Source organism: Pseudomonas sp. GXZC (assembly GCF_026967615.1).
Taxonomy (GTDB): domain Bacteria; phylum Pseudomonadota; class Gammaproteobacteria; order Pseudomonadales; family Pseudomonadaceae; genus Aquipseudomonas; species Aquipseudomonas azotoformans_A.
Map to the genome: position 1 here is coordinate 5,241,056 of NZ_CP114115.1, position 25,689 is coordinate 5,266,744.

Genomic DNA, 25,689 nt, shown 5'->3' on the forward strand with positions numbered 1-25,689 from the left:
CGTTTCCTTATTCATGCACGCGCACCTCGCGAAACATGCCCATTTCCATGTGGTACAGCAGGTGGCAGTGATAGGCCCAACGCCCAAGCGCGTCGGCAGTCACCCGGTAGCTGCGCCGTGAGCCCGGCGGCATGTCGATGGTGTGTTTGCGCACCTGGAACTGGCCGTTTTCGTCCTCCAGGTCACTCCACAGACCGTGCAAATGAATGGGATGACTCATCATTGTGTCGTTGACCAGCACCAGCCGGACGCGCTCGCCGTAGGTCAGTTGCAAGGGTTCGGCATCGGAGAACTTCACGCCATTGAATGACCAGGCGAATTTCTCCATATGCCCAGTGAGGTGCAGTTCGATGGTGCGACTGGGCTCGCGTCCGTCAGGGTCTTCGAAGGCGCTGCGCAGGTCGGCGTAAGTCAGGACGCGCCGGCCGTTGTTGCGCAGGCCGATGCCGGGATCGTCGAGCTTGGGCACCGGGCTCATGGCTTGCATATCCACCAGCGGGTTGTCTTGCTCGCTCGCCGGATGGGCCTGCATCGACATGGCACTGTGATCCATGCCCGCCATATCCGGCATGTCCGCCATGGCGCCGTGGTCCATGCCCCCCATGCCCATATCCTCCATGGTGATCCAGGGGCGCGGGTCCAGTGCCGGTACGGTGGCCATCGCCCCGGTTTGTCGGGCAAGCGTGCCGCGGGCATAACCACTGCGGTCCATCGACTGGGCAAACAGTGTGTAAGCCTCGGCCGTCGGCTCGACCAGCACATCGAAGGTCTCTGCCACGGCGATACGGAACTCGTCGACGCTCACCGGCTGCACTGGCTGGCCATCGGCGGCAATCACGGTCATCTTCAGCCCCGGAATGCGCACATCGAAGTAGCTCATTGCCGAGCCGTTGATAAAGCGCAGCCGGATCGTCTCGCCCGCCTTGAATACGCCGGTCCAGTTGCGCTCCGGCGGTTGGCCGTTGAGCAGGTAGGTGTAGGTTTCGCCGCTGACGTCGGCCAAGTCCGTGGGGTTCATCTTCATTTGCGCCCACATCAGGCGGTCAGCCACCGTGGCCGACCCGCCTTGCTTGCCCACATCCCGCACGAAGTCGCCCACGGTCGGCTTGTGCAGGTTGTAGTAGTCGGACTGTTTCTTGAGGGTTTTCATCAAGGCGACCGGGTCTTCGTCGGTCCAGTCCGACAGCATCACCACGTAGTCGCGCTGATAGGTATACGGTTCGGGCTCCCTCGGGTCGATCACCAGCGGGCCATACACACCCTGCTGCTCCTGGAACCCGGAATGGCTGTGGTACCAGTATGTGCCGTGCTGCTTGACCGTGAATTGGTAGACAAACACGCCACCCGGCTCGATGCCCTTGAAGCTCAAGCCCGGAACGCCGTCCATGTTCGACGGCAGGAGAATGCCGTGCCAATGGATCGACGTCGGTTCGGCCAAGCGGTTCTTCACGCGAAGGGTTACAGTGTCGCCTTCGCGCCAGCGCAGCAGCGGGCCGGGCAGGCTGCCATTGATGGTCAGTGCCGTGCGTTTACGGCCAGTGAGGTTGACCGGGCTTTGGTCGATGAACAGATCAAATTCGGTGCCGGCCAGCACCGTGGGCTGGCCGGGACTGGTCAAGGCCCAGACCGGGCTGCGCCAGAGGCCGAGCCCGCCCAGCAAGCCGCCGGCAGCCAGACCTTTGACGAAGGTACGTCGGGTAGTGTTGGAGTGCATGCCGATTCAAATCCATGAGTTGAATGGCAGCAGAGTAGGCAGGGCCGGCTGTCAGCCAGCTTAGCGACAGATTACCGATCTGACAGTTTCGCCCCGGCGTTGCGACAGCGCCGGGGCGTGAGAGGGATCAGGCGATCTGGGCCTTGGAGGCCACCTCGGCGAAGGTCGCCGGGTCCAGCGCGTCAGGCTGTTCATCCAGCACCTGACGCGGGTGATCATTGCCCGGGATCGAACTGTCGATCAGCGCCAGCAATTGCGCACCCAGCGGAGTCAGGATGAAATTCTCGCCATTGCCGCCCTCGTCTTCGGGGCGCGATTCGATAAAACCGCGCTTGAACAGCAGCGCTTCGTAGTCCGCAGCGGTCTTCTTGAGCGCGTCCAGGTTGCCGGTGGACTCGCCCGCCGTGGCCTTCTCGGCCGCTTCCTGCTCGGCGTATTTGCGCGGGGCGAAGCTGCCCTCGCCGTTCTGCACTTCATGCAGCAGACGTTCGATCAGATCCCAGTTGTAAGTCGTCATCCTGATTCCTCCTGCGGGCGGGTGAAAAGTAGCCCGTTAAAGTTGTGACCCGCCGCGCCACTGGCCGTTCAGCCCAAGAGACGAGCGTCATTGGCGTGAACTTTCCAGGTGCCCACGACCTCAACTGAATATCCCTGCCAAGGAGGTCCACCCATGAAAATCCTGATGAACCTGGCCATTGCCGCCACCTTATTGACCGCGCTGCCCGCCTGGGCCTGTACGCCCGACGAGGCCACGGCCAAGCGCGCGCAACTGGCCCAGGAAGTGGCCAAGCTGACCGAACAGAACCCGACCAAGGCCAAGGAGATGAACGACGAGCTGCAGAAGATGGACCTGGACACCGAAAGCGCGGAGTTCCCTGACAAGTGCCAGCTGATCGATGCTCGCCTGAAGGAACTCAAGGAAGCCTCCGCCAAGGCCAAAAATTGATGGCATAAAAAAACCGGACAATCGTCCGGTTTTTTCACATCACCTGCGCCTTATTCGGCAGCCGGGGCTTCCGGCTTGCGGCGCTTGAGTGGCGCCATGCCGTCCTTGCTGACGAGCGACAGGTTGTCGGTCTTCGGCCGGTTAGCGATCTTGCGCTTGGTCGGCGACTTGGCACCGGTTTTCTTCTTGTCGCCCTTGGCGTCGGTCTTTTTCTTCTTCACGCCAACGGCCTTGCCCGACGCCTTGACCTTCTTCGGCCCGGTGTAGGTGCCTTTGACTTCCTTGATAGTGCGGCGCTCGAACGACTGCTTGAGGTAGCGCTCGATGCTCGACATCAGGTTCCAGTCGCCGTGGCAGATCAGCGAGATCGCCAGGCCATCGTTACCGGCACGCCCGGTACGCCCGATACGGTGTACATATTCGTCGCCACTGCGCGGCATGTCGAAGTTGATCACCAGGTCCAGGCCGTCCACGTCCAGGCCACGGGCGGCGACGTCGGTGGCGACCAGGATCTTCACGCCACCGGCCTTGAGGCGATCGATCGCCAGCTTGCGGTCCTTCTGGTCTTTCTCGCCGTGCAGCACGAACGCCTTGTATTCCTGGGATACCAGGCGGCCGTAGATGCGGTCGGCGGCGGCGCGGGTGTTGGTGAACACGATGGCTTTCTGATAGGTCTCGTTGGCCAACAGCCAGTTGAGGATCTGCTCTTTGTGCACGTTGTGGTCGGCGGTGACGATCTGCTGGCGCGTGGTCGCATTCAGGTCGCTGACGTTGTTGACCTGCAGGTGTTCAGGGTTGTTCAGCACCTTGGCGACCATGTCGCGCAGGGTCGAACCACCGGTGGTGGCGGAGAACAGCATGGTCTGCTGGCGGTTGACGCATTCGCCCACCAGGCGCTGCACGTCGTCGGCAAAGCCCATGTCGAGCATGCGGTCGGCTTCGTCCAATACCAGCACTTCGACTTCCTTGAGGTCGAGGTTGCCGGCATTGAGCTGCTCGATCATGCGGCCTGGGGTGCCGATCAGGATGTCCGGCACCTTGCGCAGCATGGCGGCCTGGACCTTGAAATCTTCACCGCCGGTGATGATGCCGGACTTGATGAAGGTGAACTGCGAGAAACGCTCAACCTCCTTCAGGGTCTGCTGGGCCAGCTCGCGGGTCGGCAGCAGGATCAGGGTCTTGATGCTGACGCGAACCTTGGCCGGCCCGATCAGGCGGTTCAGCACAGGCAGGACGAAAGCGGCGGTCTTGCCGCTACCGGTTTGAGCTGTCACCCGCAGGTCACGCCCTTCGAGCGCGAGCGGGATGGCCGCTGCTTGCACAGGCGTAGGCTCGACAAATTTAAGCTCGGCCACGGCTTTGAGCAGGCGTTCGTGCAGGGCGAATTGGGAAAACACGGGTGCTACCTCGAAGAAATACAAAAAATCAGCTGCATAGGTTACCGGTTTCGCGCGTCCAAACCGAGTTTCTTTACGCGAACGGTGCTAATCGGCTGCTTTTTTGTCAGTGCATTTGTCCATGACATCAACTTTGTTGCACTTAAATGCTCTAATCGCCCCGTGTTGTCTTATAGAAGAATCGGTCTCATCCATGGATATCAAACAGCTCTGGCTCAACGTCCAAGACCTCTGGGGCGCCCTCGACGAACATCCGCTGCTGCATGCCAGCCTCGGCTTGCTGGTGTTGCTGGTGGTGGCGCTGTTGCTCGGACGAGTGGCACGTTACCTCATCCTCCACGCCGTCAAGCTGCTCGGCCGGCAACCGGCCCTGCACTGGCTCAACGACCTGCGGCACAACAAGGTCTTCCATCGCCTGGCACAGATGACGCCGTCCTTGGTGATCCAGTTCGGCCTGTACCTGGTGCCGGACCTGAGCAAGACCGCCATCCTGTTCATCGGCAATGTGGCCCTGGCACTGACCATCCTGTTCCTGGTGCTGGCCATGAGCGCCCTGCTCAGCGCCCTGCTGGACATCTACGCCCGCACCGAACACGCGCGCACCCGCTCGATCAAGGGCTACGTGCAGTTGGCGAAGATGGTGCTGTTCGTGTTTGGCGCGATCATCATCGTCGCCACCCTGATCGACCGCTCGCCACTGTTGCTGCTGTCAGGGCTTGGCGCCATGTCGGCGGTGATCCTGTTGGTGTACAAGGACACGCTGCTGTCGTTCGTCGCCAGCGTGCAGTTGACCAGCAACGACATGCTGCGGGTCGGTGACTGGATCGAGATGCCCCAGGTCGGCGCCGATGGCGACGTGGTGGACATCACCTTGCACACGGTCAAGGTGCAGAACTTCGACAAGACCATCGTCTCCATACCCACCTGGCGCCTGATGTCCGAGTCGTTCAAGAACTGGCGCGGCATGCAGGCCTCCGGCGGGCGCCGTATCAAGCGCAGCCTGTTCATCGACGCCAGCGGCGTGCGCTTCCTGCGTGACGATGAGGAAGTACGCATGACCCAGGTGCACCTGCTCACCGACTACATCGGACGCAAACAGGCCGAACTCAAGGCCTGGAACGAAGCCCAGGGCCACATTGCGCAACTCTCGGCCAACCGCCGTCGCATGACCAACCTCGGCACCTTCCGCGCTTATGCCCTTGCCTACCTGAAAAGCCACCCGGACATCCAGCCGAACATGACCTGCATGGTGCGCCAGATGCAAACCACCGCCCAAGGCGTGCCGCTGGAGATCTACTGCTTTACCCGCACCACGGCGTGGGCGGACTACGAGCGGATCCAGGGGGATATTTTTGATTACCTGCTGGCGGTGCTGCCGGAGTTTGGCTTGAGCCTGTATCAGCAGCCGAGTGGGAATGATTTGCGTGCGGGGGTTTTGCCGGCGGTGTTGGGGGCCAGTCATTTGTCTGCACCGGAAAAAACCGTGATATAGCGCTATTGAGATTTTGAGGCCGGTTGGGTGGCCGGACGCTTCGCCGCCTCCCGCCAGTGACTCCAATCGACTAATGCAGTAGGGAGTCGATCGTGGCTTTTTAACCAAGCGCACAAATCAGGATCAATCCACTGCACTACTTCTGTGATATCCCGATGCAAGGCAAATAGCGGTTGCCATAGGAGTGGCTCGTGGTGGAAACAGCGATTTCGCAGGTCCCTCGCATTGTTCAGGCGGCTACGAATAACGTCAGCTTTCTTGGCGTTTCTTGGGCAGTAGAAAAATACCTTCATCAAAGGCTTGGAAACATCCGGAAAGGCCTTTCGATTGAACAGTGAAGTCCAGAAGCCAAAGCTCAACTCAGCCGTGATGTCGTCCGGACCTGGGTCGACACCTCTTTTCATGAGTGCCGTACGCGCGTCGTCTACTTTTTGATAGCTGGAGCGAAGCTCTGGATTGGTGCTTGCCTTGAAGGCCTCGTACCAGTCGTCACGTCGGTACTCGCGCACCATCTCGCGCTGAATACTGTTGCGCAGCCCAACTTCAAGCACGTGAAAAATCGAGACCAGGGACTCTGCGATCCTCATATTGTGCACATAGGCAGCAGCGGCATGCTCTTTATTGCCCTGATGCCCCATGAGGTAGCGGTTCATTCGTGGTGTGGAGAGCTTCGCCTCCAACGTTTGCCAGACCATCTACCCGCAAGCTCCCTTTAGCGCAAAGAAATGTACAAGCGCGAGCGATAGTGCAGACAGGTTCTTTTGCTTGAAATAAACATACTGTTGCCGAATGGTGCAGTTGACCTAAACCGGCGCCATAGGGGGTTGACGTAAAAATCGCGGCTGGTAATCTCACCCCGCAGCCCTAGGAACCTCCACTCCCGTGCGACACGAAACGGTGACGAGACTAGGTTATGTGACGGCCCCGCTTTGCGGGGCCTCCGCATTTCTGGCGATCCAACTTTTTGCTAAGACGCTTTTTTCACTGCACCACTGCCCGGTTGATTGCCCAACCGACTGATCCACACCGCCCCCAGAATCACCAACCCACCCAACGCCAACCGCCCCAGCGGCTCATGCTGGTTCCAGATCAGCAAGTTCAACAGCAACCCCACCGGCACATGCAGGTTGTTCATCACCGCCAACGTGCCGCCCTGCACCAGGCAGGCGCCCTTGTTCCACCAGTACATGCCCAGCGCCGTACTGACCAACCCGAGGAACACCAGCACACCCCATTGCAGCGGTGCATCGGGCAGGTAGTTGGCCTTGCCAAACATCAGGAACGCCGGTAACACCACCAGCAACGCACCCACGTAGAAGAAACCAAAACGCCGGTAATGCGGCTGATCGCTTGGGTAGCGTTTGACCAGGTGCTTGTACATCACCTGCCCGGCGGCGTAGGTGAAGTTAGCCAGTTGCAGCAACAGGAACCCCCCGAGGAAGTGCGCAGTGATCTGGTCGAAACGGATCACCGCCGCGCCCGCCACCGCCACCAACGCGGCAATCAACGCCCAGGGGTTGAAGCGCCGGTTAAGCGCATCCTCGATAAGCGTCACGTGCAACGGCGTGAGGATGGTGAACAACAACACTTCCGGCACCGTGAGCACGCGAAAGCTCAGGTACAGGCACACGTACGTCACACCGAACTGTAGCGCGCCGATCACCAGCAGGCCGCGCATGAAGCCCGGTTCAACCGAGCGCCAGCGCGTCAGCGGGATGAATACCAAGCCGGCCAGCAGCACGCGCACTAGGACGGCGAAGTAGCTGTCGACGTGTCCGGCGAGGTATTCGCCGATCAAGCTGAAGGAAAATACCTGAATCAGGGTGACAACCAGTAAGTAGCCCATGCGCGCCTCGTTTCGAATGGGCGGGACATTAAAGGTTTTCGGCGGTTGAAGAAACTCGGGGCAAAAAAAACCCGACCTCGCTAAAGCGGCAGTCGGGCAGGAGCACTCAGGAGCAAAAGTGCAAAGGGAGGTCTGTTACGCGTACTTGAAGGGCTTGCGTGGAGCTAGATAACCATCTCGGGATTATCTGGCGATTAACGGATCAGGCGACCTGGGCCAACAGCGCCTTGGCGTGGTTGATGCCCTTCTCTTGGAAGTCACCGCTCAAGTTCACTCCTTCGGCGTGAATGAAGGTGACGTCATGAATCCCGATAAAGGCCATGACCTGGCGCAGATAGGGTTCCTGGTGATCGGAGCTCGCGCCGGTATGGATGCCGCCGCGCGCAGTGAGCACGATGGCGCGTTTGCCGGTCAGCAGCCCCTGTGGCCCGGTGGCGGTGTACTTGAAGGTCACACCGGCGCGCAACACGTGGTCCAGCCAGGCTTTGAGGGTGCTGGGAATGGCGAAGTTGTACATCGGTGCGGCCATCACCAGCACGTCGGCCGCCAGCAGTTCGTTGGTCAATTCGTCGGAGCGATCCAGGGACGCCTGCTCGCTGTCGTTGCGTTGATCCGCTGGCTTCATCCAGCCGCCGAGCAGGTTGGCGTCCAGGTGCGGAACCGGGTTGAGGGCCACGTCACGCACGGTGATCTGGTCCGCCGGGTGGGCGACCTGCCATTGGCTGATGAATTGCTGAGTCAGTTGGCGGGAAATCGAATCCTGCTGGCGGGCGCTGCTTTCGATGATCAGAACGTTGGACATGGCTGGGTAGGCTCCATCGGAAATTGCTGTAAGGCGATGGAGTGGAGATTAAACAGAGCCAATTCGATAAAAAAGCGCAAAAAACTGCTATAACCCATCTATAAATTTGTTTATAAGCAGAGCATGCTCCGCTGCTGGGTTACTTCGGTGCGCAAGCCAGGGCGATACGCATCTTGATAATGGCGCGGTTGAACTTGACCGTGGTGTTGGTGCTTTTGCCCGCCGGCACCGTGACCGTTCTGCGGCGCGGCGATTCCGGGCCGTTGGTGAAGGTTACCGAGCAAAGCGCGTCTTGAGTGCCGTAGTTATTGAGTTGAATCGAGCTGATATCACCGTCCACATCGGAGGCGGTGTAGTCGATGCTGACGCCGTCGATCTTTTTCGTCACGTCGATAGGGTAGGCAAATGCACTCAATGGCAGCAGCGCCAGCAACACACAACAGAATTTTCTCATTCGGCAGTCTCCAATAAGGACTGTCAGCTTAGGACAAGAGGAACCCATCTTGAAAGCGCCCCGCGTTACCCTCGATCAATGGCGCACGCTGCAAGCCGTGGTCGACCATGGCGGCTTCGCCCAGGCGGCCGAAGCGCTGCACCGTTCGCAGTCCTCGGTGAGCTACACCGTGGCCCGCATGCAAGACCAGCTTGGCGTGCCGCTGCTGCGCATCGACGGGCGCAAAGCCGTGCTCACTGACGCGGGTGAAGTGCTGTTGCGCCGCTCCCGACAGCTGGTGAAAAACGCCAGCCAATTGGAAGACCTCGCCCACCACATGGAACAAGGCTGGGAAGCCGAGGTGCGCCTGGTGGTGGATGCGGCCTATCCGAACGCACGCCTGGTACGCGCGCTCACCGCATTTATGCCGCAGAGCCGGGGTTGTCGTGTGCGCCTGCGTGAGGAAGTGCTGTCGGGCGTCGAAGAGCTGTTGCTCGATGGCATGGCCGACCTGGCCATCAGCGGCTTCATCATCCCCGGCTACCTGGGCACGGAAATGAGCGATGTGGAATTCATTGCCGTGGCCCATCCGGACCACTCATTGCACCGCCTGAACCGCGAGCTGAGCTTTCAGGACCTGGAAAGCCAGATGCAGGTGGTGATTCGCGATTCCGGCCGCCAGCAACCACGGGATGTGGGTTGGCTTGGCGCCGAACAGCGCTGGACCGTCGGCAGCCTGGCCACCGCCGCCACGTTTGTCAGCAGCGGCCTGGGCTTTGCCTGGTTGCCCCGTCACCTGATCGAACGCGAAATGAAGGAAGGCCTGCTCAAGCAGCTACCCTTGGAAAAGGGTGGAAGCCGCAACCCGACGTTCTACCTGTATTCGAACAAGGACAAACCCTTGGGGCCGGCGACGCAGATCCTCGTGGAACTGCTGCGCACCTTTGACACCGCCCCGTTGGACGCGCCTTTCGCCGCCCCGCAGCAAGCCTGAAACGGAGTTCATGCATGGCCTGGTTCGACCACGAAGGATGCAGCCTGCACTACGAAGAATACGGCCACGGCACGCCGCTGATCCTGATCCACGGCCTGGGCTCCAGCAGCCAGGATTGGGAACTGCAGATTCCGGTGCTGGCCAGGCATTACCGCCTGATCGTGGTCGATGTGCGCGGCCACGGCCGCTCGGACAAACCGCGCGAGCGCTACAGCATCCAGGGCTTCACCTTTGATTTGCTGGCATTGATCGAACACTTGGATTTGCCACCCGCCCATGTGGTGGGCTTGTCCATGGGCGGCATGATTGCCTTCCAGTTGGCGGTGGACGAACCCGCGCAGGTCAAGAGCCTGTGCATCGTCAACAGCGCGCCAGAGGTGAAGGTGCGCAGTGCCGATGATTACTGGCAATGGGCCAAACGCTGGAGCCTGGCGCGTGTGCTCAGCCTGGCCACCATCGGCAAGGCATTGGGCGACCGTCTGTTCCCAAAACCGCATCAGGCCGACCTGCGCCGCAAGATGGCCGAACGCTGGGCAAAAAACGACAAACGTGCTTATCTCGCCAGCTTCGATGCCATTGTGGGCTGGGGCGTGCAGGAACGACTTTCCAGAATCACCTGTCCAACCCTGGTCATCAGCGCCGACCACGACTACACCCCCGTGGCGCAAAAAGAAAACTATGTAAAACTGCTGCCCGATGCGCGACTGGTGGTGATCGAGGATTCCCGCCATGCCACGCCCTTGGACCAACCCGAAGTCTTTAACGCAACCCTGCTCGATTTTCTAAAGACAGTCGAAACCACTACCCAGGATCACTGACCCATGTTGAAAAAAATCGCCTTCTTCGCCGGTTCCGTTCTGTTCGCCGCCAACCTGATGGCCGCCGAGCCCGTCAAGGCGCCCCACGTATTGATCACCACAACCAATGGCGACATCGAGATCGAACTGGACCCGGTCAAGGCACCAATCAGCACCAAGAACTTCCTGGCCTATGTCGACAAGGGCTTCTACACCAACACGATTTTCCACCGCGTGATCCCAGGCTTCATGGTGCAGGGCGGCGGGTTTACTCAGTCGATGTCGCAAAAGCCAACTGAAGCGCCGATCAAGAACGAAGCCAGCAATGGCCTGCATAACGTACGTGGCACCCTGTCCATGGCGCGCACCAGTGACCCGGATTCGGCCACCAGCCAGTTCTTCATCAACGTGGCCGACAATGCCTTCCTCGACCCAGGCCGTGATCGCGGTTATGCCGTATTCGCCAAAGTGGTCAAGGGCATGGACGTGGTTGATGTGATCGTCAACTCGCAGACCACCACCAAGCAGGGCATGCAGAACGTGCCAATCGATCCTGTGTACATCAAGTCGGCCAAGCGCATCGACTGAGGTAACAGGGCTTTATTCAGGTAGCCCCGCGCGGTGCCCACAAGGTACCGCGCGTATTTGAAAGGAGAGCCCGCCCTGCGGGCGTCAACCCTAATGCTCTATCGTCGTTTTGAACAACTGATCGATATTTTCCGCGACGCCCCCAGCGAAGCCCCGCCCGACAAAGTCTTGCCCTTCTACCTCTACTACCTGCGCCAGGTGTGGCCGCATTTCGCCGCCTTGCTGGTGGTGGGCCTGATCGGTGCGTTGATCGAAGTCGCACTGTTCAGCTACCTGAGCCGCATCATCGACCTGGCCCAGGGCACGCCTCCGGCCAACTTCTTCCAACTGCACAGCACCGAGCTGATCTGGATGGCCGTGGTCGCCCTGCTGTTGCGCCCGATCTTCGGCGCCCTGCATGACCTGCTGGTGCACCAGACCATCAGCCCCGGCATGACCAGCCTGATCCGCTGGCAGAACCACAGTTACGTGCTCAAGCAGAGCCTGAATTTCTTCCAGAACGACTTCGCCGGGCGTATTGCCCAGCGCATCATGCAGACCGGCAACTCCCTGCGCGACTCTGCGGTGGCGGCAGTGGATGCGATCTGGCACGTGGCGATCTACGCCATCAGCTCCCTGGTGCTGTTTGCCGAGGCCGACTGGCGCCTGATGATTCCGCTGGTGAGCTGGATTCTTTGCTACAGCCTGGCGCTGCGCTACTTCGTGCCACGGGTGAAGGAGCGCTCGGTGATTTCCTCCGAAGCGCGTTCCAAATTGATGGGCCGCATCGTCGACGGCTACACCAACATCACCACCTTGAAGCTGTTCGCCCATACCCGCTATGAGCAGGAATACGCCAAGGAAGCGATCATCGAGCAAACCGAAAAAACCCAACTGGCCAGCCGCGTGGTGACCAGCATGGACATCGTGATCACCACCATGAACGGCATGCTGATCGTCACCACCACCGGCCTGGCCCTGTGGTTGTGGACGCAGTCGCTGATCTCGGTGGGCGCGATTGCCCTGGCCACCGGTTTGGTGATCCGTATCGTCAACATGTCCGGCTGGATCATGTGGGTGGTCAACGGCATTTTCGAGAACATCGGCCAGGTGCAGGACGGCCTGAAAACCATCGCCCAACCGCTCGCCGTGATCGACCGCGAGCATGCCCCACGCTTGAGCGTGCCACGGGGCGAAGTGCGCTTCGAACAGGTGGATTTCCACTACGGCAAGAAGAGCGGGATCATTGGCGGCCTGAACCTTGAGATCAAGGCTGGCGAAAAGATCGGGTTGATCGGCCCATCGGGTGCCGGCAAGTCGACCTTGGTCAACCTGCTGCTGCGCCTGTACGACCTGCAAGGCGGACGCATCCTGATCGATGGCCAGAACATTGCCGAGGTCGCCCAGGAATCCCTGCGCGAACAGATCGGCATGATCACCCAGGACACGTCGCTGCTGCACCGTTCGATCCGCGACAACCTGCTGTACGGCAAGCCCGACGCCACCGACGAAGAACTCTGGGCCGCCGTACACAAGGCGCGCGCCGATGAGTTCATCCCATTGCTGTCGGACTCCGAAGGCCGCACCGGGCTGGATGCGCATGTCGGTGAGCGCGGGGTGAAGCTTTCCGGCGGGCAGCGTCAGCGTATCGCCATTGCCCGCGTGCTGCTCAAGGACGCGCCGATCCTGATCATGGACGAAGCCACCTCCGCGTTGGATTCGGAAGTGGAAGCGGCGATCCAGGAGAGCCTGGAAACCCTGATGCAGGGCAAGACGGTGATTGCGATCGCGCACCGGTTGTCGACCATTGCACGGATGGATCGCCTGGTGGTGCTGGAGAAAGGCCAGATCGCCGAAAGTGGCAGTCACGCCGAGCTGCTTGCCCATGGCGGGCTGTATGCGCGGTTGTGGCAGCACCAGACGGGCGGGTTCGTCGGTATCGATTGAACCCTCGTACCTACACTTTTGCCGCAATCCTGCTGTAATCAGTGCAGTGCCCAGACGGGCGCTGAAGTAAATCTGCAGGGAGCATCACTGATTTACGGATCCGGTAGAGCGATCTATCAAGGACGGGTTGCATGTCTTTGTTCAAGCGTTCAATCACAGAGGGGCTAGGTACATTTTGGTTGGTGTTGGGCGGTTGCGGGAGTGCGGTGCTGGCCGCAGCGTTCCCCGCAGTCGGGATCGGATTGTTGGGCGTGTCCCTGGCATTCGGGCTCACGGTGCTGACCATGGCGTTCGCCATCGGGCATATCAGCGGTTGTCACCTCAACCCGGCAGTGTCGGTGGGGCTGGTGGTAGGCGGACGGTTCCCGGCCAGGGAACTGCCGGCGTACATCGTGGCGCAGGTGGTCGGCGGTACGATCGCCGCTGCGCTGCTGTATTTCATTGCCAGCGGCAAACCGGGGTTCGAACTGGCGTCGGGCCTGGCGTCCAACGGCTATGGCGAGCATTCGCCCGGCGGGTATTCGATGGCGGCGGGGTTTGTCAGTGAGCTGGTGATGACCGCCATGTTCGTGGTGATCATCCTCGGCGCCACCGACCGCCGCGCCCCACCGGGCCTCGCGCCCATCGCGATCGGCCTGGCGCTGACACTCATCCACCTGATCTCCATTCCCGTGACCAACACCTCGGTCAACCCGGCCCGCAGTACCGGCCCGGCCCTGATCGTCGGCGGGTGGGCGATCCAGCAGTTGTGGATGTTCTGGCTCGCGCCGATCCTGGGTGCGGTGATGGGTGGGGTTACCTATCGATGGCTTGGCAAGGAGGCGCCGGGCTGAGGCAAGCTGGGTTCAGTCCTGCCGATAAAGGCAGGGCTGAACTTTTCTAAACGCCAATCACCCTTGATGGGCCTGCATGTACTGGCGCAATAGCTGATTTATGCGCGTCTGGTAACCAGATCCTTGACCTTTGAACCACTCCAATACGTCAGCGTCTAGCCTGATAGTGACCGCCTGCTTCACGGGGACACGTAACTCAGCACGCCGGAAAAAATCGGCATCCAGCTCAGGGATATCGCTGGTATCGATCTCTTTATCATTCATTTTGGCCAAGCGCTCCCAATCAGTTTTCGATGTTTGCGTCATAATATTTGGCCTCCTTCTTGGTTGCTTTTCGGGCGGAGATGATACGGATCACATCACCACGTCGTTCGGTGTATACGACCACACCTATTAACAATTTGATCCAGCCAATACTAATCCAACGCTCCTCGCCATAATCCGCTCGATCATCGCGTAAGGCCAGCATTGGGTGCCTAAAGATATCCGGGACGTCATTGAAATCGATGCCGTGCTTAACAATATTGGCGTTATTTTTGGATTCATCCCACTCAAATAACATGGCACATCCTGTATGTACTTTTGTACATACAGGATAACGATTTCAGTCTTGGTTTGAAGCGCCGCCAGACCAGTGGTTCAGCCCTGCCGATAAGGCAGGGCTCCCCTCGCCTCCTGCGCATACGCCACAATCCCCACCCGCTCGCGCTCCAGAAAATCCTCAACCGCATTCTTCAAGCCCGGATGGCGCAGGTAGTGCCATGACCGTGTAATCACCGGCTCAAACCCACGGATCAACTTGTGCTCGCCCTGTGCCCCCGCATCGAAACGTTGCAGGCCATGAGCGATGGCGTAATCCATACCCTGGTAGAAACAGGTCTCGAAATGCAGGCGGTCGAACTCTGCCAGGCAACCCCAGTAGCGGCCGTAGAAGCTGTCGCCTCCGATCAGGCTGAAGGCCATGGCCACTGGGCGTGTGCCTTGTTTGGCCAGGACCACGCGGATCGCTTCGGGCATGCGGTCGGCCAACAGGCTGAAGAACGCACGGGTGAGGTAAGGAGATTGGCGGCGGATCGCGTAGGTGTTGGCATAGCAGGCGTAGACGAAATCCCACTGGGCTTCGCTCAGTTCATGGCCTTGCAGCCACTGGAAGTCGATGCCCTGCCCTGCCACTTGCTCGCGCTCTTTGCGCATCTGTTTGCGCTTGCGTGAACTCAAGGCATCAAGAAAATCCTGGAAATCGCGGTAACCCCGGTTCTGCCAGTGAAACTGACAACCCAAACGCTGCAGCCATCCCGGTTGTTGGGCCAGTGCCGCATCGGCCAGTTCGTCGGTGAAGTTTATGTGGGCGCTCGAGAGCCCTTCGATTTCCAGGTAACCCGGCAGGCTCTTTAGCAGCTCTAGACCATCGTCTGCACTCGCCGCCAGCAGGCGTGGCCCACTGACCGGGCTGAACGGCACGGCGGTCAGCAACTTAGGGTAATACTCAATGCCTGCCCGTTCGCAGGCATCCGCCCAACCGTGATCAAACACGTACTCGCCGTAGGAATGCCACTTGCGGTAACTGGGCAGTGCCGCCACCAGCCGATCACCTTCCCAATGCAGCAAATGCTCCGGTTGCCAGCCCGATTGCGGGCCCAGGCTGGCGCTGTCTTCCAATGCGCTCAGGAAGGCGTGCCGCACGAACGGCTGGGCCTGTGGCACCAGCGCATCCCAGGCTTGCGGGGCGATCTCGGACAGGCTGTCCAGGCGTTGCAACGGCATCGGCATCCTCACTACTTCAGGGCGTGAAAGCCTGGCGAGTATCGCTGATTGCCGGCTTCGGCACACCCCCGTTTCGCGCGACAAGGCTCCAAACCAATAGTTCCTAACATGAAAAATTTGTCATCTAGATGACATCACTTCGCCACTGCTCCGTCATAAACGATCGTGATACTGACGCCTGTTTTTAGAGCGCCTGGTTCTAGCAGGTGGTTATTTTTCCGTCCGTCATCGGTCGGTTGTGTCCTGGATGGTTTGCCATCCCTCCTCACTTTCGGAGATTGATATGCGTCTTGCTTCCACTAAAACTGCGGCGGTCCTGTGCGGCGGCCTGTTACTGGCCCTGAGCGTTCCGGCCAGCGCTGCAGTCGACGCTAAATTGCTCGACATGCTCAAGGCCAACGGCCAGATCACCAATGCTCAGTACAGCGAACTGCAAGCTGAACTGGCACGGGACCAGAAAGAGCAGCAGATCGCACGGCAAGCTCAACAAGAGACCAACGAACAGATCGCGGCCACCGCGAAGAAAACCAACGAGCTGAGCAGCTTCGACCAGAAGCTGGCCTGGGCGGCCAAGACTCAACTCAAGGGTGACGTGCGCTTCCGCCACGAAACCATCAAGATCGACGGCACCCCGAACAACGGCGGCAAAGACAAGGATCGTGAGCGCATCCGTGCGCGTCTGGGCGCCTATACCGAGATCAACTCACAAGTCGACACCGGCATCCGTATCGCCACCGGCAGCAGCGACGACGCCCGCTCCACCAACCAGGACCTGGACGGCTACTTCAACAAGAAGTCGATCTGGCTGGACCTTGGCTACATCGACTACCACCCGACTCAAATCAAGAACCTGCACGTGATCGGCGGCAAAATGCTGCAACCGTGGGTCAGCATGGGCGACGTGATCTGGGACAGCGATATCAACCCGGAAGGCCTGGCCGTCACCTACAAATACCCACTGGGCAGCAGCGCCGAGCTGTTCGGCAGCCTGGGTAACTACAACCTCAAGGACAACGTCAACGGCGACGGCGTGCAATTTCGCAACGACCTGCGCATGACGGCAGGCCAGTTGGGTTCGCGCTTCTCGCTGACCGACAACCTGAAACTGACCGTGGGCGGCAGCGTCTACGCGTTCCAGAACGATGAAGACAGCCGTTGCCCAACCGCTGGCTCCTTCCAATGCCTGACCCCGGCCGAAACCATCGCGAACACCACCGCCGGCAATGCCAGCGAGTACCGTTTGTATGAAGGCTTCAGCCAAATCGACATCGGTGGCCTGGCTGTTCCGCTGTCGTTCTATGGCCAGTACGTGCAAAACACCAAAGCCACAGACAAAGATCAGGACACTGCCTGGTTGCTCGGTGCCAAGTCCAAGGTCTTCGGCTTCAACCTGGACTACAACTACCGCGACGTACAACGTTACGCAGTGGTCGGCGCGCTCACCGACTCGGACTTCGCCGGCGGCTTCACCGGTGCACGCGGCCACAAGTTCAAGGTCGGTTACGACATCGACAAGAACTTCGCGGTCGGCGCCACTTACTTCCTGACCAAAGCGGACTACGCCAGCGCCCCTGGCTATCGCGACGCGAACGCCAATACCCTGCAGCTGGACGCAGAAGCCAAGTTCTAAATGTAAGAGTTAAAAGCCTTGGGCCAGGACGGCCCGAGGTCGCTGCAACAGTCTTGCGTGGGTGGATCGGTCCCCATCATCCGTCCGATCCATCCACGCGAGCCTGCTTATTCCCCGCCTTTGTGATCCTTGAGTCGTTCTTCAGCCAACCGCTGCGCCAAGGCCTCCACACCCTCTACCGGCTCATCCGGCATTATCTTCAGCGTCGCCTGCATCAGGCGCATCTGGCGGATAAACCGACGGCAGTTCGGGCAGAACATCAAGTGATGACGCACCAGCAGACGCTCGCGAAACGTCAATTGCCCATCGAGATAGTCACTGGAACGTGCCACTTGTTCTTTACAGGTCAACATTCGCCCGTTTCCTCAAAATGCTCCACCGTGGCGAAGACTTTAAGCCGTGCTCGATGCAACAGCACACGGACATTGGAGAGCGACAGCGTCAGAAGATTACAGATCTCTTCCAACTCCAAGCCCTGGCGCTCACGCAGCACCAGCACGCTGCTCTGCAACTCAGACAGACTCAGCAACGTATGCTCCAGGCATTTACGCAGTTCATCCTCGGTCAGCAGGGCTTCCGGAGTGTCCTGGTGCCAGGCGTAGGGGGCGACGGCCCAGTGGCCATCATCGGGGGAAAAGCGATCATCACCAATCGTGCCATGGGGCGAAGGCAGGTCGTCGAGCAACACTTCGCGACGATTCTGCTTATAGCGCCCCTTGGCGGCGTTGGCGGTGATGGTCAGCAGCCAGGTCTTGAGGCTGGAACGCCCTTCGAACTTGGCCAGGTTGCGCACCACCGACAGCCAGGCGTCTTGCACGACTTCGTCGGCGTGACGCTGGCCGACAATGGCATAAGCCACCGCCCGCATGGCGCTCTGGTAGGTGGTGACCAATTCCTTGTAGGCCCGCTGCTCACCCTTGAGCAGGCGTTCAAGCAGGTGCGCGTCGTCCGCTGCTGCCATTCAAGACCTCGATTGTCTTAGCGTTTGCGCAGGATCACGCTGCCGATCGAATAGCCCGCGCCAAACGAGCTGAGTACCGCCACGGAGCCCTTGGTCAAATCATCCTGGTATTTGTGGAATGCAATGACAGAGCCCGCCGAGCTGGTATTGGCGTAAGTATCGAGGATCACCGGCGCTTCTTCCACCGAGGCTTCGCGGCCCAGCAGTTTCTTCACGATCAGGTGGTTCATGCTCAGGTTGGCCTGATGCAGCCAGAAGCGCTTCACATCGGCTACGTTCAGCTGGTTTTCTTGCAAATGCACGCCGATCAGCTCGGCCACCATCGGGCACACATCGCGGAATACCTTGCGGCCTTCCTGCACGAACAGCTTGTCGGGCGCGCCGATGCCTTCTTCCGCCGTGCGGTTGAGGAAACCGAAGTTGTTGCGGATGTTATTCGAGAACTTGGTCAGCAGCTTGGTGCTCACCACATCGAACTGATGCTCGGAAGTCGCCAGGTCGGCGCGCTCCAGGACCACGGCAGTGGCCGCATCACCAAAGATGAAGTGGCTGTCACGGTCGCGGAAATTCAGGTGGCCGGTGCAGACTTCCGGGTTGACCATCAAAATCGCCCGCGCCTGGCCCAGTTGGATGCTGTTGGCGGCGTTCTGGATGCCGAAGGTGGCCGAGGAACACGCCACGTTCATGTCGAAACCAAACCCTTCGATACCCAGCGCTTCCTGGACTTCAATAGCGATGGCCGGGTAGGCGCGTTGCAGATTGGAGCACGCGACAATCACACCGTCGATGTCGGCGGCGGTCTTGCCGGCGCGTTGCAGGGCCTGTTCGGCAGCACCGACGGCCATCTGGCAGAGCACTGACCATTCATCGTTGCTGCGCTCGGGCAGGCGTGGAGCCATGCGCTGCGGGTCGAGAATGCCGTCCTTGTCCATCACGAAACGGCTCTTGATACCCGAGGCTTTTTCGATAAAGGCTGCACTGGATTCGGTCAGCGGCTGCACGTCACCTCGCTCGATGTCGGCGGCGTTGTCGCTGTTGAACTGATGCACGTAGGCATTGAAAGACTGCACCAGCTCTTCGTTGGAGATGCTGTTGGCCGGGGTGTACAGGCCAGTGCCGCTGATGACGACGTTATGCACGGTCGTTCCTCTAAATCTGTCAGGCAGAAGATATTGGTACCGTCGTACCAAACTATAAGTAGTTCGATCCCGCCCAGCGGACATCAAACTGGCATCGCTTTATTCCATCGCGTCGCAGCCCTTCACGACGATCCCGGCATTTATAGGCGCGAAGTTTGCCACAAACCCTGGGATTTGGCGCCATATGCCAGATAAACACCCTAGTCAGAGGCTTACACACAACCCTGTGGTGAGCGAGCTTGCTCGCGCTGGGGCGCGAAGCGGCCCCATTCCAGACCCTGTGGTGTTTCAGCAGTATCTTGATTGCCTGTACGAGGGGCCGCTTCGCGCCCCAGCGCGGGGCAAGCCCGCTCACCACAACAAGCCCGCTCACCACACCACAGAGGATCTACGGGGGGTCAAGCTTCGACCAAGCTCCATTGTTTGCTCAAGCGCTTGTCGGAAATCGGTACTTTGGTGCCCAGTTGCTGGCCAAACAACGACACGCGATATTCCTCCAGCCACCAGCGATAAAGCTCCAGCTGAGGGTCGCGTTTACCTTCCTGGGCATGTTTTTTCAGACGGTTTTCGTACTGCGTCCACAAACCGGCCAGTTCGCCGCTCCACACCCGATCCTTTTGCACCTGGCTCGGCAGTTTCTCCAGGCGCAACTCAATGGCCTTGAGGTAACGCGGCAATTCCTTGAACCATTGCGCCGGGGTTTCCCGCACAAAACCCGGGTACACCAAGTTGCTCAGCTGCTGCTTGATGTCGTTCAGGGCCACGGCCTGGGCGAGGTCAATCTTGCCTTTGAAGCGTTTCTGCAGGCCGTGCCACAGTTTCAGCACGTCCAGGGTCAGGCGCGCCAGGCGCTCGGCGTGTTCGGTCCAACTGCCACGCTTGCGCTCGGCCAAGGCGGCCAGGCCTGCGCCATCACGCGGCAGGTTGGCTTCGCCTTCGAGTACACAGGTGTCGAGGCTGGCCAGCAGGATGTCTTCCACCAGTGCATCGATGCGGCCCAATTCGCGGTACATCAGGCCCAGCTCGGTGAGGCCCGGCAATTTGCCACGCAGGAATTTCGCCGGTTCCGCCAGTTGTTGCATCAGCAAACGCTGCAAGGCGCGGCGATGCTGGAACTCCGCCTCGGCGGCCGTGGAGAAGCGCCCTTCCTTGACCGTGCCGTTTTCTTCCACCAGCGCCGGATACACCGTCATCGACAGCCCGGCGATCTTCTGTTGAGTCTTTTCCGCCACCGCCGCAAACACCTTGGCTTCCACCGGCTGTTGGCTTTTCGCGGTTTGCGGCACGGCCAGCGCGGCCTGACTGGCCTCCGCAAAACGTGCCGTCAGTTCGGCCAGGTCGCGGCCTTCGCCGAGGAACTTGCCTTGGCCATCGACCACCTCCAGGTTCATCTTCAGGTGGCTTTCGACCTGCTGCGCGGCTTCGGCCCAGGCTTCATCGCTGACCCGCGCCCCGGTCATGCGCAATAACTCACGGCCCAGCGCCTGGGGCAACGAACCCTGGCCGAATTCGATGCGTTGCAGCGCAGCCTTGACGAAGTCCGGCACCGGCACGAAGTTCTTGCGCAGCGCTTTGGGCAGGTTGCGTACCAGGGCGATGCATTTGGCTTCGATCACCCCCGGCACCAGCCATTCCAGGCGCTCTGGCGGCAATGCAGGCAAAAGCGGCGCCGGCACGCGCAGGGTCACACCGTCGCGTGGGTGATTGGGTTCGAAGTGGTAACTCAGCGCCAATTCCAGGTCGCCCAGGTGCAGGGTGTCCGGATAATGCGCGGCGGTGACTTCACTGGCCTCACGGGCCAGTACGTCCTCTTCGCGCATGATCAGCAGTTGCGGGTCTTTCTGGCTGTTGACCTTGTACCAACTGTCGAAGGTCGCGGTCTGGTGGATCTCCGCCGGCAACCGCGCGTCGTAGAAGGCGAACAGGGTTTCTTCGTCCGCCAGGATGTCGCGACGGCGCGCCTTGGCTTCCAGTTCGTCGAGTTGCTCCAGCAGTTGCTGGTTGGCCGTGAGGCACTTGGCCCGCGACTGGATCTCGCCACGCACCAGGCCTTCGCGGATAAACAGCTCGCGGGACACCACCGGGTCAATCGGCCCGTAATGCACCGGGCGACGCCCGACCACAATCAACCCGAACAGGGTGATCTGCTCAAAGGCCACCACCTGGCCGCGCTTCTTCTCCCAATGGGGTTCGAAGTGATTTTTCTTGATCAAATGCCCGGCCAGCGGCTCGATCCAGTCGGCGTCGATCTTGGCGACCATGCGCGCATACAGCTTGGTGGTTTCCACCAGCTCGGCGGTCATCAGCCATTGCGGACGCTTCTTGCCGATGCCCGAGGACGGGTGAATCCAGAAACGGCGCTGGCGTGCGCCGAGGTAATCGCCGTCTTCGGTTTTCTGGCCGATCTGGCTGAGCAGGCCGGACAGCACCGCCTTGTGCAGTTTCGGGAAATCCGCCGGTTCTTTATTGACGGTCAACTGCATGTCGCGGCAGATCAGGCTCAACTGACGATGGGAGTCGCGCCACTCGCGCAAACGCAGGTAGTTGAGGAAGTTCTTGCGGCACCAGTTGCGCAACGGGCTCGCTGTCAGTGCCTGGCGCTGCTCTTCAAAACCGCGCCACAGATTGACCAACCCGGCGAAGTCCGAATCCGGATCTTTCCACTGTGCGTGCGCCTGGTCGGCGGCCTGTTGGCGCTCCGGCGGACGCTCGCGCGGGTCCTGGATCGACATGGCGCTGGCGACGATCAGTACTTCCTGCAAGCTGCCGAGCTTGGCGGCTTCCAGCAGCATGCGGCCCATGCGCGGGTCCACCGGCAGGCGCGCCAACTGACGGCCCAATGGCGTGAGCTGACTGTTGCGGTCCACCGCCGACAGCTCTTGCAGCAAGTTGAAACCGTCGCTGATGGCCTTGCCGTCCGGCGGCTCGATAAACGGGAAATCGGTGATCTCGCCGAGGCGCAGATGCAGCATCTGCAGGATCACAGCCGCGAGGTTGGTGCGCAGGATCTCCGGGTCGGTAAATTCCGGACGCCCGATAAAATCCTCTTCGCTGTACAAACGGATGCAGATGCCCGGCTCGACCCGGCCGCAACGGCCCTTACGCTGGTTGGCGCTGGCCTGGGAAATCGCCTCGATCGGCAGGCGCTGCACCTTGGCGCGGTAGCTGTAGCGGCTGATGCGCGCGGTGCCGCTGTCGATCACATAACGAATGCCCGGCACAGTCAGCGAGGTTTCCGCAACGTTGGTCGCCAGCACCACGCGCCGACCCGGATGGGACTGGAAGATGCGCTGCTGTTCGGCTGGAGACAGCCGCGCGTACAGCGGCAGGATTTCGGTGTGCTTGAGCTGGGCCTTGCGCAGCATGTCGGCGGCGTCGCGGATCTCGCGCTCGCCCGGCAGGAACACCAGCACATCGCCAGGGCTGCGCCGCTCGCTGCGCTCATAGGCGGCGACTTCATCGAGGGTGGCGAGGATCGCCTGGTCAACGGTCAAGTCATCCTCGACGCGGTTGCCCTCCTCGTCCTGTTCCAGGGTCAGCGGGCGATACCAGGTCTCCACCGGAAAGGTGCGGCCCGACACTTCGACAATCGGCGCGTCGTCGAAATGCTTGGAAAACCGCTCCAGGTCGATGGTTGCCGAGGTGATGATGACTTTCAGGTCCGGACGACGCGGCAGCAAGGTCTTCAGGTAGCCCAGCAGGAAGTCGATGTTCAGGCTGCGTTCGTGGGCTTCGTCGACGATGATCGTGTCGTAGCGTTCCAGGTAGCGATCGTTCTGGGTTTCCGCCAGCAGGATGCCGTCGGTCATCAGCTTGATCAGGGTGTTGGAATCGCTCTGGTCTTCAAAACGCACCTGATAACCCACCAACGCGCCCAACGGCGTGACCAACTCCTCGGCCACCCGACTGGCAACGCTGCGTGCCGCAATTCGCCGTGGCTGGGTGTGACCGATCAGGCCGAATTGGCCACGACCGATTTCCAGGCAGATCTTCGGCAACTGGGTGGTCTTACCCGAGCCGGTCTCACCGGCAATGATCAGCACCTGGTGCTTGTTCAGCGCGGCTTTGATCTCATCACGCTTGGCCGCAATAGGCAGGCTGTCGTCGTAGCGGATCACCGGCAGGCTGGCACGCCGCGCCGTGACCTGGGCGCAAGACGCCTGCATGCGCGCAACCCACTGCGCCAGCTTTTCCTCGTCGGGCTTCTTGCGCAGCTCAAGCAATTGCCGCCGCAAGCGGTGGCGGTCGGCGAGCATGGCGTGATCGAGGGTCTTGAGCAGTTGGTCGATAGTGGGCGCTTGGTCGGTCATCAGGTACGCAAAGGTCGTCTATATATGCAGGAGGCGGATTGTCGCAGAAAACCGCCCACAAGCGTGCCCCCTCATTCGTTATCGCGGTCTTTGCGTCTGTACGGGAATACATCGATCACCTTGCCGGCGCGAATCGCCTCCTGCAGCCCTTTCCAGTAATCGGCGTTGTACAACTCGCCATGCAGCTCATCGAACAACTTGCGCTGGCCAGCATCGGCAAACAGGAACGGCGGGAATTCCTCGGGGAATACATCCAGCGGGCCAATCGAGTACCAGGGCTCGGAAGCCATTTCATCTTCGGGAGTACGCGGCGCGGGGATGTGGCGGAAGTTGGCCTCGGTGAGAAAGCAGATTTCATCGTAGTCGTAGAACACCACGCGGCCGTGGCGGGTGACGCCGAAATTCTTCAGCAGCATGTCGCCGGGAAAGATGTTGGCCGCCGCCAGTTGCTTGATCGCCAGACCGTAGTCTTCCAGCGCTTCGCGCACTTGGGCGGGGTTGGCGTTGTCGAGGTAGAGGTTGAGCGGGGTCATGCGTCGCTCGGTCCAGCAGTGGCGGATCAGAACGCTGTCGCCTTCCACCTCGACGGTGCCGGCGGCCACTTCCAGCAATTCGGCCAGGCAGTCGGGCTCGAATTTGCTCAAGGGGAAACGGAAGTCGGCGAACTCCTGGGTATCGGCCATGCGCCCGACCCGGTCGACGCTTTTGACCAGCCGGTACTTCTCGATCACGGTGGCACGGTTGACGTTTTTCGACGGTGAAAAGCGGTCCTTGATGATCTTGAACACCGTGTTGAAGCCCGGCAGCGTGAACACGCTCATGACCATGCCACGCACGCCGGGAGCCATGATGAATTGATCGTCGGTGGTCGCCAGGTGGTTGATCAAGGCGCGGTAGAACTCTGACTTGCCGTGCTTGTAGAAACCGATCGAGGTATACAGCTCAGCGATGTGTTTGCCCGGCAGGATGCGCTTGAGAAAGCCGATGAATTCCGCCGGCACCGGCACATCCACCATGAAGTAGGAACGGGTAAACGAGAAGATGATCGACACGTCGGCTTCGTCGGTGATCAGTGCGTCGATCTGGATGCCCTGCCCTTCACGGTGCAGCAGTGGGATCACCAGTGGCCATTGTTCGTCGCGGGTGTAGATACGCCCTACAAGGTAGGCGCCTTTATTGCGGTAGAGCACCGAGGAAAACAGCTCGACCTTGAGGTCCGGGTCCTTGCACACCCAGTCCGGCAGGTTTTCCCGCAGTTGGGTCTCGAGGCGGCGCAGGTCGCCGGCCAGGTCGGCGTAAGGCTCGCTGAAACGGTAGTCGGCAAAGATCTGCGCGAGCATTTCCGGGATTTTCCCGGCAGGCGTGTAGGTACGCGTCTGCGCGGCCCGTGCCCGGCGCAGGCTGGGCCGGGTGGTGTGGATGAACATGCAGCCGTCGCTGATCAGGTCGTGGCTGAACAGACCGCAGAAGATCGAGTTGTACCAGGTCTCGGACAGCTCATCGTCGAAGCGCAGGTCGATCAGGCTGATGTAGGCGCTTTTCACCACGGGCCACTGGTCAACATCGAGTAATGCGCCGTCATCAAAGCTGCTGCGCAAACGCGCAATCACTTCGCTGACCTTTTCTTCATAGAGGTTGATGCGCGCCGCCGACGCCGCCTGCCCTTGCTGCCACTGGGCCTTTTCAAAACGCTCGCGGGCGCCATCGGTGATCTGGCGGAAGTGCTCACGGTAATCGTCGAAGCCATCGAGGATCATCCGGGCGACAGCGAGGGCGGATTGCGACATGCGGGAAACCTCTACGGGCATCTGGAAGCCATGAGCTTAGCCAGTGTACGAGAACAGGAGAAGGGTCATTTCTTGCACTGCCTTGTACAACTTCGTTCATTTCGTACATTTATTTTCAATTTTTTTAATTCGACCATCCGGTCAATAAACGTACCCAAAAGTCGCACTGCGCTTTTCCCGCACGCCTGCAACGGCGGGGCTTGCCAGGTCGATGCCGAAAAACCTCGCACAACGCCGGGCGCGATCTCCGCTCAGCGCTTTGGATCCAACTAAGGGAAACCCTGATTACCACGCTGATGGCACTTTGATATATAGCGCGCCCTCTCCCAC

General features: G+C 60.1%; 23 protein-coding genes. 8 read left to right on the plus strand and 15 right to left on the minus strand.

Going from position 1 to position 25,689, the window contains the following annotated elements:
• Positions 1-7: 7 nt before the first annotated feature.
• Together OZ428_RS24630 and OZ428_RS24635 are read right to left on the minus strand one after the other, a co-directional pair.
• Entirely contained in the window at positions 8-1,714 is a 1,707-nt protein-coding gene (locus OZ428_RS24630; RefSeq protein WP_269131607.1) for a copper resistance system multicopper oxidase, read from the minus strand.
• 127 nt (positions 1,715-1,841) lie between these two features.
• Positions 1,842-2,231 (minus strand): hypothetical protein, encoded by a 390-nt coding sequence (locus OZ428_RS24635; RefSeq protein ID WP_010208626.1) that lies wholly within the window; start codon positions 2,229-2,231, stop codon positions 1,842-1,844.
• Between the two features lie 153 nt (positions 2,232-2,384).
• Here OZ428_RS24635 and OZ428_RS24640 point away from each other — a divergent pair, with 153 nt between their 5' ends.
• A complete protein-coding gene (locus tag OZ428_RS24640; protein ID WP_269131608.1) occupies positions 2,385-2,660 on the plus strand; it encodes a hypothetical protein in 276 nt (91 codons plus the stop codon).
• A 50-nt stretch (positions 2,661-2,710) separates the two neighbouring features.
• Here OZ428_RS24640 and OZ428_RS24645 read toward each other — a convergent pair whose 3' ends face one another.
• Complete coding sequence (locus OZ428_RS24645) at positions 2,711-4,057, minus strand: DEAD/DEAH box helicase (protein WP_269131609.1); 1,347 nt, start codon at positions 4,055-4,057, stop codon at positions 2,711-2,713.
• A 193-nt stretch (positions 4,058-4,250) separates the two neighbouring features.
• Here OZ428_RS24645 and OZ428_RS24650 point away from each other — a divergent pair, with 193 nt between their 5' ends.
• Positions 4,251-5,549: a mechanosensitive ion channel family protein gene (locus OZ428_RS24650; protein WP_269131610.1), complete on the plus strand. Its 1,299-nt coding sequence runs from the start codon at positions 4,251-4,253 to the stop codon at positions 5,547-5,549.
• Between the two features lie 2 nt (positions 5,550-5,551).
• Here the strand turns inward: OZ428_RS24650 and OZ428_RS24655 are convergent, their stop codons facing one another.
• The 4 genes from OZ428_RS24655 to OZ428_RS24670 form a co-directional block, all read right to left on the minus strand.
• A complete protein-coding gene (locus OZ428_RS24655) occupies positions 5,552-6,244 on the minus strand; it encodes a hypothetical protein (protein ID WP_269131611.1) in 693 nt (230 codons plus the stop codon).
• A gap of 272 nt (positions 6,245-6,516) precedes the next feature.
• Positions 6,517-7,395, minus strand: coding sequence for a carboxylate/amino acid/amine transporter (locus OZ428_RS24660; RefSeq protein WP_269131612.1), 879 nt, complete (start codon positions 7,393-7,395; stop codon positions 6,517-6,519).
• Between the two features lie 202 nt (positions 7,396-7,597).
• Positions 7,598-8,197 (minus strand): FMN-dependent NADH-azoreductase, encoded by a 600-nt coding sequence (locus OZ428_RS24665; protein ID WP_269131613.1) that lies wholly within the window; start codon positions 8,195-8,197, stop codon positions 7,598-7,600.
• Between the two features lie 139 nt (positions 8,198-8,336).
• Positions 8,337-8,651 carry a 3-phosphoglycerate kinase gene (locus OZ428_RS24670; RefSeq protein ID WP_269131614.1) on the minus strand — a complete coding sequence of 105 codons (315 nt, stop codon included), beginning with the start codon at positions 8,649-8,651 and terminating at the stop codon, positions 8,337-8,339.
• Between the two features lie 49 nt (positions 8,652-8,700).
• On the opposite strand from OZ428_RS24670, the gene OZ428_RS24675 reads away from it, so the two are divergent.
• From OZ428_RS24675 to aqpZ, 5 genes are all read left to right on the plus strand, one after another.
• Positions 8,701-9,624: a LysR family transcriptional regulator gene (locus tag OZ428_RS24675; protein WP_016979354.1), complete on the plus strand. Its 924-nt coding sequence runs from the start codon at positions 8,701-8,703 to the stop codon at positions 9,622-9,624.
• A 14-nt stretch (positions 9,625-9,638) separates the two neighbouring features.
• The gene (locus OZ428_RS24680) at positions 9,639-10,442 is read left to right on the plus strand and encodes an alpha/beta fold hydrolase (RefSeq protein WP_269131615.1); all 804 of its coding nucleotides are present in this window, start codon (positions 9,639-9,641) and stop codon (positions 10,440-10,442) included.
• A 3-nt stretch (positions 10,443-10,445) separates the two neighbouring features.
• On the plus strand, positions 10,446-11,009 hold the full coding sequence (locus OZ428_RS24685; protein WP_033900612.1) for a peptidylprolyl isomerase: 564 nt from the start codon (positions 10,446-10,448) through the stop codon (positions 11,007-11,009).
• A 93-nt stretch (positions 11,010-11,102) separates the two neighbouring features.
• On the plus strand, positions 11,103-12,935 hold the full coding sequence (locus tag OZ428_RS24690; RefSeq protein ID WP_269131616.1) for an ABC transporter ATP-binding protein: 1,833 nt from the start codon (positions 11,103-11,105) through the stop codon (positions 12,933-12,935).
• Between the two features lie 131 nt (positions 12,936-13,066).
• Positions 13,067-13,768 carry an aquaporin Z gene (aqpZ, locus tag OZ428_RS24695; protein WP_269131617.1) on the plus strand — a complete coding sequence of 234 codons (702 nt, stop codon included), beginning with the start codon at positions 13,067-13,069 and terminating at the stop codon, positions 13,766-13,768.
• 57 nt (positions 13,769-13,825) lie between these two features.
• Here the strand turns inward: aqpZ and OZ428_RS24700 are convergent, their stop codons facing one another.
• The 3 genes from OZ428_RS24700 to OZ428_RS24710 form a co-directional block, all read right to left on the minus strand.
• A complete protein-coding gene (locus tag OZ428_RS24700) occupies positions 13,826-14,074 on the minus strand; it encodes a BrnA antitoxin family protein (protein ID WP_016979349.1) in 249 nt (82 codons plus the stop codon).
• Positions 14,052-14,330: a BrnT family toxin gene (locus tag OZ428_RS24705; RefSeq protein ID WP_033900609.1), complete on the minus strand. Its 279-nt coding sequence runs from the start codon at positions 14,328-14,330 to the stop codon at positions 14,052-14,054. Before OZ428_RS24705 ends, OZ428_RS24700 begins: the two co-directional genes overlap by 23 nt.
• Before the next feature lie 77 nt (positions 14,331-14,407).
• Complete coding sequence (locus OZ428_RS24710) at positions 14,408-15,532, minus strand: GNAT family N-acetyltransferase (RefSeq protein WP_269131618.1); 1,125 nt, start codon at positions 15,530-15,532, stop codon at positions 14,408-14,410.
• A 283-nt stretch (positions 15,533-15,815) separates the two neighbouring features.
• Here OZ428_RS24710 and OZ428_RS24715 point away from each other — a divergent pair, with 283 nt between their 5' ends.
• On the plus strand, positions 15,816-17,162 hold the full coding sequence (locus tag OZ428_RS24715; RefSeq protein WP_033900606.1) for a putative porin: 1,347 nt from the start codon (positions 15,816-15,818) through the stop codon (positions 17,160-17,162).
• Positions 17,163-17,269: 107 nt separating this feature from the next.
• On the opposite strand, the gene OZ428_RS24720 is transcribed toward OZ428_RS24715, so the two are convergent.
• The 5 genes from OZ428_RS24720 to aceK form a co-directional block, all read right to left on the minus strand.
• Complete coding sequence (locus OZ428_RS24720) at positions 17,270-17,515, minus strand: anti-sigma factor family protein (RefSeq protein ID WP_177074120.1); 246 nt, start codon at positions 17,513-17,515, stop codon at positions 17,270-17,272.
• Entirely contained in the window at positions 17,509-18,123 is a 615-nt protein-coding gene (locus OZ428_RS24725) for an RNA polymerase sigma factor (RefSeq protein ID WP_016979344.1), read from the minus strand. Before OZ428_RS24725 ends, OZ428_RS24720 begins: the two co-directional genes overlap by 7 nt.
• A gap of 17 nt (positions 18,124-18,140) precedes the next feature.
• Complete coding sequence (locus OZ428_RS24730) at positions 18,141-19,262, minus strand: beta-ketoacyl-ACP synthase III (protein WP_269131619.1); 1,122 nt, start codon at positions 19,260-19,262, stop codon at positions 18,141-18,143.
• A gap of 398 nt (positions 19,263-19,660) precedes the next feature.
• Complete coding sequence (gene hrpA / locus OZ428_RS24735) at positions 19,661-23,572, minus strand: ATP-dependent RNA helicase HrpA (RefSeq protein WP_269131620.1); 3,912 nt, start codon at positions 23,570-23,572, stop codon at positions 19,661-19,663.
• Positions 23,573-23,643: 71 nt separating this feature from the next.
• Positions 23,644-25,359: a bifunctional isocitrate dehydrogenase kinase/phosphatase gene (gene aceK, locus OZ428_RS24740; protein WP_269131621.1), complete on the minus strand. Its 1,716-nt coding sequence runs from the start codon at positions 25,357-25,359 to the stop codon at positions 23,644-23,646.
• Between the last annotated feature and the right edge of the window lie 330 nt (positions 25,360-25,689).

Coding starts and splice junctions, on each gene's coding strand:
- OZ428_RS24630 (WP_269131607.1), bottom strand. CDS start 1,714: ATGCACTCCAACACTACCCGACGTACCTTCGTCAAAGGTCTGGCTGCC.
- OZ428_RS24635 (WP_010208626.1), bottom strand. CDS start 2,231: ATGACGACTTACAACTGGGATCTGATCGAACGTCTGCTGCATGAAGTG.
- OZ428_RS24640 (WP_269131608.1), top strand. CDS start 2,385: ATGAAAATCCTGATGAACCTGGCCATTGCCGCCACCTTATTGACCGCG.
- OZ428_RS24650 (WP_269131610.1), top strand. CDS start 4,251: ATGGATATCAAACAGCTCTGGCTCAACGTCCAAGACCTCTGGGGCGCC.
- OZ428_RS24655 (WP_269131611.1), bottom strand. CDS start 6,244: ATGGTCTGGCAAACGTTGGAGGCGAAGCTCTCCACACCACGAATGAAC.
- OZ428_RS24660 (WP_269131612.1), bottom strand. CDS start 7,395: ATGGGCTACTTACTGGTTGTCACCCTGATTCAGGTATTTTCCTTCAGC.
- OZ428_RS24665 (WP_269131613.1), bottom strand. CDS start 8,197: ATGTCCAACGTTCTGATCATCGAAAGCAGCGCCCGCCAGCAGGATTCG.
- OZ428_RS24670 (WP_269131614.1), bottom strand. CDS start 8,651: ATGAGAAAATTCTGTTGTGTGTTGCTGGCGCTGCTGCCATTGAGTGCA.
- OZ428_RS24680 (WP_269131615.1), top strand. CDS start 9,639: ATGGCCTGGTTCGACCACGAAGGATGCAGCCTGCACTACGAAGAATAC.
- OZ428_RS24685 (WP_033900612.1), top strand. CDS start 10,446: ATGTTGAAAAAAATCGCCTTCTTCGCCGGTTCCGTTCTGTTCGCCGCC.
- OZ428_RS24690 (WP_269131616.1), top strand. CDS start 11,103: ATGCTCTATCGTCGTTTTGAACAACTGATCGATATTTTCCGCGACGCC.
- aqpZ (WP_269131617.1), top strand. CDS start 13,067: ATGTCTTTGTTCAAGCGTTCAATCACAGAGGGGCTAGGTACATTTTGG.
- OZ428_RS24700 (WP_016979349.1), bottom strand. CDS start 14,074: ATGACGCAAACATCGAAAACTGATTGGGAGCGCTTGGCCAAAATGAAT.
- OZ428_RS24705 (WP_033900609.1), bottom strand. CDS start 14,330: ATGTTATTTGAGTGGGATGAATCCAAAAATAACGCCAATATTGTTAAG.
- OZ428_RS24710 (WP_269131618.1), bottom strand. CDS start 15,532: ATGCCGTTGCAACGCCTGGACAGCCTGTCCGAGATCGCCCCGCAAGCC.
- OZ428_RS24715 (WP_033900606.1), top strand. CDS start 15,816: ATGCGTCTTGCTTCCACTAAAACTGCGGCGGTCCTGTGCGGCGGCCTG.
- OZ428_RS24720 (WP_177074120.1), bottom strand. CDS start 17,515: ATGTTGACCTGTAAAGAACAAGTGGCACGTTCCAGTGACTATCTCGAT.
- OZ428_RS24725 (WP_016979344.1), bottom strand. CDS start 18,123: ATGGCAGCAGCGGACGACGCGCACCTGCTTGAACGCCTGCTCAAGGGT.
- hrpA (WP_269131620.1), bottom strand. CDS start 23,572: ATGACCGACCAAGCGCCCACTATCGACCAACTGCTCAAGACCCTCGAT.
- aceK (WP_269131621.1), bottom strand. CDS start 25,359: ATGTCGCAATCCGCCCTCGCTGTCGCCCGGATGATCCTCGATGGCTTC.